Annotated in this window: 9 protein-coding genes; all 9 read right to left on the reverse strand. The window is 74.2% G+C overall.

Annotated elements, in window-relative coordinates; all coding sequences use genetic code 11:
• Nucleotides 1–245 precede the first annotated feature (245 nt).
• Nucleotides 246–659 (reverse strand): transcription antitermination factor NusB, encoded by a 414-nt coding sequence (gene nusB / locus Q6969_RS10825; protein ID WP_317230443.1) that lies wholly within the window; start codon nt 657–659, stop codon nt 246–248.
• Nucleotides 660–662: 3 nt separating this feature from the next.
• Nucleotides 663–1,226 carry an elongation factor P gene (gene efp / locus Q6969_RS10830; protein ID WP_086513594.1) on the reverse strand — a complete coding sequence of 188 codons (564 nt, stop codon included), beginning with the start codon at nt 1,224–1,226 and terminating at the stop codon, nt 663–665.
• 111 nt (nt 1,227–1,337) lie between these two features.
• Complete coding sequence (locus tag Q6969_RS10835; protein ID WP_094116026.1) at nt 1,338–1,778, reverse strand: type II 3-dehydroquinate dehydratase; 441 nt, start codon at nt 1,776–1,778, stop codon at nt 1,338–1,340.
• Nucleotides 1,779–2,151: 373 nt separating this feature from the next.
• Nucleotides 2,152–2,934, reverse strand: a complete 783-nt coding sequence (locus Q6969_RS10840; protein ID WP_317230444.1) for an SDR family oxidoreductase — start codon at nt 2,932–2,934, stop codon at nt 2,152–2,154.
• Complete coding sequence (aroB, locus tag Q6969_RS10845; RefSeq protein WP_317230445.1) at nt 2,931–4,085, reverse strand: 3-dehydroquinate synthase; 1,155 nt, start codon at nt 4,083–4,085, stop codon at nt 2,931–2,933. The genes Q6969_RS10840 and aroB overlap by 4 nt, the downstream gene beginning before the upstream one ends.
• Nucleotides 4,082–4,573: a shikimate kinase gene (locus tag Q6969_RS10850; RefSeq protein WP_317230446.1), complete on the reverse strand. Its 492-nt coding sequence runs from the start codon at nt 4,571–4,573 to the stop codon at nt 4,082–4,084. Before Q6969_RS10850 ends, aroB begins: the two co-directional genes overlap by 4 nt.
• A 2-nt stretch (nt 4,574–4,575) precedes the next feature.
• Nucleotides 4,576–5,814 (reverse strand): chorismate synthase, encoded by a 1,239-nt coding sequence (gene aroC, locus Q6969_RS10855; RefSeq protein WP_317230447.1) that lies wholly within the window; start codon nt 5,812–5,814, stop codon nt 4,576–4,578.
• A gap of 39 nt (nt 5,815–5,853) precedes the next feature.
• Nucleotides 5,854–6,744 (reverse strand): shikimate dehydrogenase, encoded by an 891-nt coding sequence (locus Q6969_RS10860; RefSeq protein WP_317230448.1) that lies wholly within the window; start codon nt 6,742–6,744, stop codon nt 5,854–5,856.
• Complete coding sequence (mltG, locus tag Q6969_RS10865) at nt 6,737–7,762, reverse strand: endolytic transglycosylase MltG (RefSeq protein ID WP_317230449.1); 1,026 nt, start codon at nt 7,760–7,762, stop codon at nt 6,737–6,739. Before mltG ends, Q6969_RS10860 begins: the two co-directional genes overlap by 8 nt.
• Nucleotides 7,763–7,899: the final 137 nt, after the last annotated feature.

Raw genomic sequence — 7,899 nt, forward strand, 5'->3', positions numbered from 1 at the left:
CGCCGGGTCGGGGCGCGAGGCGGAGGCGGTGACGGGCATGACCCGACGCTAGGGCGCGGCGCCGCGGGCCGGATCACGTTGCGTCACACGCCGTCGCGGGACGACACGCGACGTAATGCGCCGCCGGCGGTGTGCTCCGACGAGGCGGCACCGGGCTTCGAGCCGCCGACGGACGCGGGCCGCGGCCCTGGACGACGTGGCGCGGAGGACGACGCGGCACGGCCGCCGACGCCCTCCCGGCCGGGTCAGGCCTGCGCGGCCGCGATCCGGGCGAGCATGCCGTTCACGAACGACGCGGACTCGTCCGTGCTGAGCGACGACGCGAGGTCGACGCTCTCCGAGATGGCGACGCCGTCGGGCACGTCGGCGTTGAAGAGGATCTCCCAGATGCCGATGCGCAGGATCGCGCGGTCGACCGCGGGCATGCGGGCGAGGGTCCAGTTGACCGAGTACGTCTCGATGAGCTCGTCGATCTCGTCCTGGTGCTCGACGACGCCCTCGGCGATCTCGCGCGCGTACTGCCACGAGGCCTGCCGGTCGGGCTCCGCGGCGGCCCGCTGCTGCTCGACCGCGAGGGTCGCGGGGATCGTCTCCCCGCGGATGTCGGCGACGTACAGGACGTCGAGGGCGCGCTTGCGCGCCTTGGTGCGTGCGCTCACGGGTCAGTCGGTGACGCGGCCGAGGTAGTCGCCCGTGCGGGTGTCCACCTTGACGCGCGTGCCCTGCTCGAGGAAGAGCGGGACCTGGATCTGGTGGCCGGTCTCGACCGTGGCGGGCTTGGTGCCGCCGGTCGAGCGGTCGCCCTGGAGGCCCGGCTCCGTGTACGTGATGGTCAGCACGACCGACGCGGGCAGCTCGACGTAGAGCCCCTCGCCGTTGTGGAGCGCGACGGTGACGCTCTGGTTCTCGAGCATGAAGTTCTTCGCGTCGCCGACCTGCGCGGCGGACAGCGTGATCTGGTCGTAGTCGCTCGTGTCCATGAACACGAAGTTCTCGCCGTCGGCGTAGAGGTACTGGAAGTCGCGGCGGTCGACCGTCTCGGTCTCGATCTTGGCGCCCGCGTTGAACGTGCGGTCGACGACCTTGCCGCTCATGACGTTCTTGACCTTGGTGCGCACGAACGCGCCGCCCTTGCCCGGCTTGACGTGCTGGAACTCGATGACGGTCCACAGCTGGCCGTCCATGTTGAGGACGACGCCGTTCTTGATGTCAGCGGTAGAGGCCATGCGGGGAGGGTCCTTGCCTGTTCGACGAGCGGGATGCGGCGGTCGAGCGGCCGCGCGGAGGATCCGGATCCGCGGCCCGACGGGGCGCGTGCGGGGATCCGAGGGATCAGCCTAACGGGTGCCGGTCACCACGTGCGCGAGCGCCAGGAGGTACGAGCCCGTCCCGAGGCCCGCGATGACGCCCGTGGCGACGGGCGAGATGACGCTCTGGTGGCGGAACTCCTCGCGCGCGTGCGGGTTCGAGATGTGCACCTCGATGAGCAGGAGGCCGGCCTTGGTGACGAGCGCCGCGGCGTCGCGGAGCGCGTACGAGTAGTGCGTGAACGCGGCCGGGTTCATGATCACGGGCGTCGCGGTGTCGACGGCCTCGTGCAGCCAGCCGATGAGCGTCGCCTCGTCGTCGGTCTGCCGCAGGTCGATCTCGACGTCGTCGGGCGCGAAGGCGACGAGCTCGCGGCGGAGGTCCTCCAGCGACCCGGTGCCGTAGACGTCGGGCTCGCGGCTGCCGAGGCGACCGAGGTTGGGACCGTTGAGGACGAGCACGCGTGACATGGATCCAGCCTAGGGGCGCTCCGGGACCCGGCCCCGCGGGACGGCGCCTCCTCGCGAACGCGGTGGCCCGGCAGCGCAGCAGCGAGGAGCAGGAGCGCCCCGACGGGGTGCGGCTCCCGTCTGCCGACGCCGACCGTGGTCCCAGCCCCGGGCACGCGACGCCACCTGCGACGCACGGCTGCCTCCGTGAGGAGCGCCGGAGCCGCGATCCCCGCTCGCGGCACGTGCCCCCGTCACCTTCCCTGCGGCTGCGCGAGGAGACCGGTCAGCGCGCTCGGGGAGAGGAGGTGCTGATCGTCCGCCGGCATCGGTGCTGACGTCGTGCGCACCGGCCGCCGCGATGCTCGGAGGCCGCCCTCGGGATGCGTGCGGCTCAGCCGACGCTCTGGCCGCCGTCGGAGCGGATGCGCTGCCCGTTGATCCAGCCGCCCTCCGCCGACAGGAGGAAGCACACGAGCGCCGCGGCGTCGCGGGGCTCGGCGAGCCGTCCGCGCGGCGTCGTCTCCCGCAGGCTCTCGCGGATCTCCGGTGTGAACCAGCCCGTGTCGGTGGGCCCGGGATCGACGAGGTTGGCGGTGATCCTCACGTCCTCCAGCTCGCGGGCGGCCGCGATGACGATGCGGTCGAGCGCGGCCTTGCTGGCGCCGTAGGGCACGTTGCCGACGACGTGGTCGCTCGTGAGCGCGACGATGCGCCCGGCACCCGGCACCGCGCGGTACCGGCGGGCGAAGCCCTGGACGAGCTGGAGCGACGCCCGCACGTTCACGGCCAGGTGGCGGTCCAGGCTCTCCACGCTGGTCTCCAGCAGGGCGCTGTCGACCGACTCGGCGTGGCTCAGCACGAGGGCGGTGAGCGGCCCGAGCTCCCGCTCGACCTCGTCGAGGATCCGCTCCGCGGCGTCCGTGTCCACGAGGTCCGCCTCGACGGCGTGCGCCCGGCCGCCCGCGCGCTCCACGGCCTCGGCGACGCGCGCCGGGTCCTCCGGCTGACGGCCCCACGGCATGCGGGCGTCGTAGTCCGACCAGTACGTGAAGGCGACATCCCAGCCGCCGAGCGCGAGGTCCTCGGCGATGGCCGCCCCGATGCCGGAGACGCGGCCGACGCCCGTGACCAGCGCGACGGGCCGCGGCGCGTCCGGATGCGCGGGATCCGTCACGAGCCGATCTCCTGGTAGGCCGCGAACAGCAGCGCCTCCTCCGGGCCGTTGAGCACGCTGGCCCGGCCGACGCCGTCGAGCACGATGAATCGCATCATGTCGCCGCGGGCCTTCTTGTCGCGCTTCATGCTGGCGACGAGCGTGGGCCAGCGGCCCACGGGGTAGCTGGTCGGCAGGTCGAGCGAGTCGAGGATCCGCCGGTGCCGGTCGACCGCCTCGTCGGACAGCGAGCGCGTGAGGCGCGAGAGCTCCGCGGCGAACACCATCCCGACCGCGACCGCCGCGCCGTGCCGCCACCGGTAGCGCTCGGCGTGCTCGATGGCGTGGCCGAGCGTGTGGCCGTAGTTGAGGATCTCGCGGCGGCCCTTCTCCGTGAAGTCCTCGCCGACGACCTCCGCCTTCATGGCGATGGCGAGCTCGACGACGCGGCGGAACTCGGGGCTCGTGGTGTCGGTGACGCGCGCCACGTCGGCCTCGATGACGTCGAGGATCTCGGGCACGGCGATGAAGCCGGCCTTGACGATCTCGGCGAAGCCCGTGACGACCTCGTTGCGCGGCAGGGTGGCCAGCAGGTCGAGGTCCACCACCACGGCGGTCGGCGCGTAGAAGGCGCCGACGAGGTTCTTGCCCTCGGAGGTGTTGATGCCGGTCTTCCCGCCGACGGCCGCGTCGACCATGGCGAGCACCGTGGTCGGGACCTGGATGAGCATGACGCCGCGCAGCCAGGTGGCCGCGACGAAGCCGCCGAGGTCGGTCGTCGCGCCGCCGCCGAGGGTGATGACGGCGTCGGAGCGCGTGAAGTCGGTCGTGCCCATGATCTTCCAGCAGAACGCCGCGACCTCGACGCGCTTCGCGCCCTCCGCGTCCGGCACCTCGGCGAGGTAGACCTCCACGTCGCCCTGCAGGCGCTCCCGGAGGCGCGACGCCTCCTCGGCGAGGGCCGGGGCGTGCACGATGAGCACCTTCCGCACCCGCGGGCCGAGCAGCGCGCCGATCCCCTGCACGAGGCCCCGGCCGACGGTCACGTCGTAGCCGGGGGTGCCGGAGACGCGGATCACCGTGGCCGCGTCGGGCTCGGCGGCGGCGGGCGCGGCGGACGCGGCGGACGGGTCGGCGGGGCGGGCGGTCTCGGGCGCGTTCTTGTCGGTCATGGCTGCCTCTCCCGGGCGAAGCGCTCGATCTCGCGGACGATGCGCGGGAGCGGGCGGTCGGAGGTGTCGATGGTCAGGTCGGCGAGCGAGCGGTACAGCTCCTCGCGGTCGGCGACGATGCGGCGCCAGCTCTCGAGGCCGTCGACGAGCGGGCGGTCGTCGCCGCGGATCCGCGCCCGGACGGCGTGCTCGCTGACGGTCAGCAGCACGACGAGGGCCGGCGCGAGGTCGGCCCGGGTGTCCGCATCGAGCACGGCTCCCCCACCGAGGGACACGACGCCGCCACCCGCGAGGGCGTCGGCCACCGCGGCCCGCTCGAGCGCGCGGAAGCGCGCCTCCCCGTGGTCGCGGAAGATGTCGGCGATCGAGCCGTGCGCGTCGACGACGGCGCGGTCGGTGTCCGTGAACGGCAGCCCGAGGGCCTTCGCCAGACGGCGTCCGACCGTGGTCTTGCCCGCGCCGGGCGCGCCGATCAGGACGACCGTCACGGTCAGGACCCGGGCGGGGCGGGCAGCGCGGCGTCGGCCTCGTCCACCAAGGCCGCGCCGGAGCGGCGGCCCTCGGGGATCGCGTCGAGGTAGCCGCGGAGGTTCCGCCGGGTCTCGCCCACGGAGTCGCCGCCGAACTTCTCCAGCACCGCGTCGGCGAGGGTCAGCGCGACCATCGCCTCCGCGACCACGCCCGCGGCGGGCACGGCGCACACGTCGGAGCGCTGGTGGTTCGCGGGGGCGGCGCCGCCCGTGGCGGTGTCGATGGTGCGCAGCGCCCGGGGCACGGTCGCGATGGGCTTCATGCCGGCGCGGACCCGGAGGACCGTGCCCGTGCTCATGCCGCCCTCGGTGCCGCCGGCGCGGTCGGTCGACCGGCCGATGCCCGCCGCCGTGGAGAACAGCTCGTCGTGCGCCTCGGAGCCACGGCGCGTCGTGGTGAGGAACCCGTCGCCGACCTCGACGCCCTTGATCGCCTGGATGCCCATGAGCGCCCCGGCGAGCTTCGAGTCGAGGCGGCGGTCCCAGTGCACGTGCGAGCCGAGGCCCGGGGGCAGGTCGTAGGCGAGCACCTCGACGACGCCGCCGACGGTGTCGCCGCTCGCCTTCGTGTCGTCGACTTCGGCGACCATGCGGGCGCTCGTCTCGGGGTGGAAGCAGCGCAGCGGATCCGCGTCGAGGGCGTCGACGTCGTCGGGGGTCGGCAGCGGCGCGCCCTCCGGCACGCGGACGGGGCCGATGGCGAGCGTGTGGCTGACGAGGGTGATGCCGAGCTCGGCGAGGAAGGCGCGCGCGACGGCGCCGAGCGCCACGCGCGCGGCGGTCTCGCGGGCGCTGGCGCGCTCGAGGACGGGACGGGCCTCGTCGAAGTCGTACTTCTGCATGCCGACGAGGTCGGCGTGGCCGGGGCGCGGGCGCGTGAGGGCCGCGGCGCGCGCACCCGTCAGCCTCTCCGACTCGACGGGCTCGGGGCTCATGACGTCGACCCACTTGGGCCACTCCGTGTTGCCGATGCGCACGGCGATGGGGCTGCCGAGGGTCCGGCCGTGGACGACGCCCGTGGAGAGGCTGAGCTCGTCCTGCTCGAAGCCCATGCGCGCGCCGCGGCCGTAGCCGAGCTTGCGACGGGCGAGGTCGGCGCGGATGCCGTCGAGGCTGACGGGCACGCCCGCGGGCAGGCCCTCCAGGACGGCGATGAGTTCGGGGCCGTGGGATTCCCCGGCGGTGAGCCAACGCAGCATGGCCCCATCCTCCCACAGCGGCAGCGGCCGCCCCGCGGGTCAGGCGCCGGTCCAGGGCCTCCCCGGATGACGCCCGACGCTCGCCCGCATCGCGGCGAGCACCCGCCCCTCGTCGGCGACCGCGCGCTCGGCGTCGCCGCCGACGAACAGGCGCACCTGCATGAGCGCCTGATGCACGAGCATGTCGATGCCGGGCACGACCCGCCCGCCCGCGCGCTCCCACGCGTCGGCGATGCCGGTCGGCCACGGCGCGTAGGTGACGTCGAGGAGCACCGCGTCGGCCGCGAGCCGCGCCGGGAGCGCGACCTCGGACGCGGCGTCGCCGGGGAGCGTGCTGATCGCCGTGTCGGCACTCGCGAGGACCGTGGACGCGTCGTCCAACGGGACGATGCGCAGCGCCAGGCCGAGCTCGTCGGCCAGGGCGTCGAGCTCCCGGGCGCGCTCCGGGCGCCGAGCCGCGACGGCGACGCGCGCGGCCCCCAGGTCGCGGAGCGCCACCAGTGCGGAGCGGGCCGTGGATCCCGCGCCCAGGACGACCGCGTCCGTCGCCTCCGCTACCCCGGCGTCGCCCAACGCGCGCACGATCCCCGCCACGTCGGTGTTGTGGCCGCGGCGGGTCGCCCGACCGGCTGCGTCCGGCTCCTGCACGAGCGTGTTCGCGGCGCCGGCCAGCCGTGCCGTCTCGTCGACGTGGTCGAGGAGCGGGAGCACGTCGCGCTTGAGCGGCATCGTGAGGGACAGGCCGCGCCATCCGGATCCGAGCCCCGCGACGAGGTCCGCGAGCCCCGACCCCGTGCACTCCACGGCCTCGTACGACCAGTCGAGCCCGAGCACGTCGTACGCGGCCCGGTGCAGGCGCGGCGACAGCGAGTGGGCGATGGGGCTGCCGAGGACCGCCAGCCGCACGGCCGGCGTCCGCGGGTCAGCCATTGCCGGGGTTGTCCCTCATGAACTGCTGCCACTCGGCGACGGCCTTCAGGTGGTCGTCGTAGGACTCCGAGAAGACGGTGTCGCCCGTGATCGTGTTGACCGTCACGAAGTACAGCCACGGACCGTCCGCCGGCGCGATGGCCGCCTTGATGGCGACGTCGCCCGGGTTCGAGATGGGCCCGACCGGCAGGCCCGGGTTCACGTAGGTGTTGTACGGGTTGTCGTCCGCGCGCTCGGCGTCGGTCGTCGTGACGCGCCCCGCCGACTCCGCCCCGTAGGCGACGGTGGCGTCGGACTGCAGGAGCATGCCGATGTCGATGCGGTTCTGGAAGACGCGGGACACCTTGTAGAAGTCCTGCTCGAAGCGGGCCTCCTTCTGGATCAGCGCCGCCATCGTGAGGACGCGGTGCCGGTCCCCGGGGGCGACGCCCGCCTCGTCGAGCGCCTGGAAGGTGCGCGCCACCATGGTCCGCACCATGTCGGCGGCGGACGTCCCGGGCGGGAAGTCGTAGGTCGCCGGGAAGAGGTAGCCCTCGATGCTCGGCGCCTCGGCGGGGATGCCGAGCGTTCCGAGGTCGGCCGACGCGGCCTCCAGGTCGGCGACGGGGGTGCCGGTGCCCTCGGCGACGAGCTCGAACGCCTGGGCGGCGGTCTGCCCCTCGGGGATGGTGACCTTCGCCTGCACCTGGCTGGCCGGATCCTGCAGCAGCGCCAGCGCGGACGCGGCGCTCATCTGCTTCCGCAGCGTGTACGTGCCCGGCTGGAACACGACCTCGCCCGAGCTGACGACGGCCTGGTAGAACGCCTTCGACGTCTTCACGACGTCCTGCTCGGCGAGCGTGTCGCCGATCGTGCTGCCGGTGTCGCCGGTCTTGACGACGACCTGCACCTCCCCGGAGCCCTCGCCGTCGTAGTCGGTGGGCTCCGCGGGGGTCATGAGCGCCGAGACGACGGGGCCGAACAGCGACGTGGCGATGACGGCGGCGCCGCCGAACAGCACGACGAGCAGGACCAGCACGTAGGGCCACCTGGGGTGTCGGCGCCTCGGCTTGGGGGCGGCCGGGGCGGGATCCCGCGGCGGCGTCCCGCGGCCGCGGCTTCCGTCCGCTGCGGGCGCCGCAACCGGTCGGCGACCCGCGGACGGCTCCGCCGGCG

The organism is Clavibacter sp. MX14-G9D, assembly GCF_032917815.1.
In the GTDB taxonomy this organism is placed as follows: domain Bacteria; phylum Actinomycetota; class Actinomycetes; order Actinomycetales; family Microbacteriaceae; genus Clavibacter; species Clavibacter michiganensis_K.

Coding starts and splice junctions, on each gene's coding strand:
- aroB (WP_317230445.1), bottom strand. CDS start 4,085: ATGACCGACAAGAACGCGCCCGAGACCGCCCGCCCCGCCGACCCGTCC.
- efp (WP_086513594.1), bottom strand. CDS start 1,226: ATGGCCTCTACCGCTGACATCAAGAACGGCGTCGTCCTCAACATGGAC.
- aroC (WP_317230447.1), bottom strand. CDS start 5,814: ATGCTGCGTTGGCTCACCGCCGGGGAATCCCACGGCCCCGAACTCATC.
- Q6969_RS10860 (WP_317230448.1), bottom strand. CDS start 6,744: ATGGCTGACCCGCGGACGCCGGCCGTGCGGCTGGCGGTCCTCGGCAGC.
- Q6969_RS10835 (WP_094116026.1), bottom strand. CDS start 1,778: ATGTCACGCGTGCTCGTCCTCAACGGTCCCAACCTCGGTCGCCTCGGC.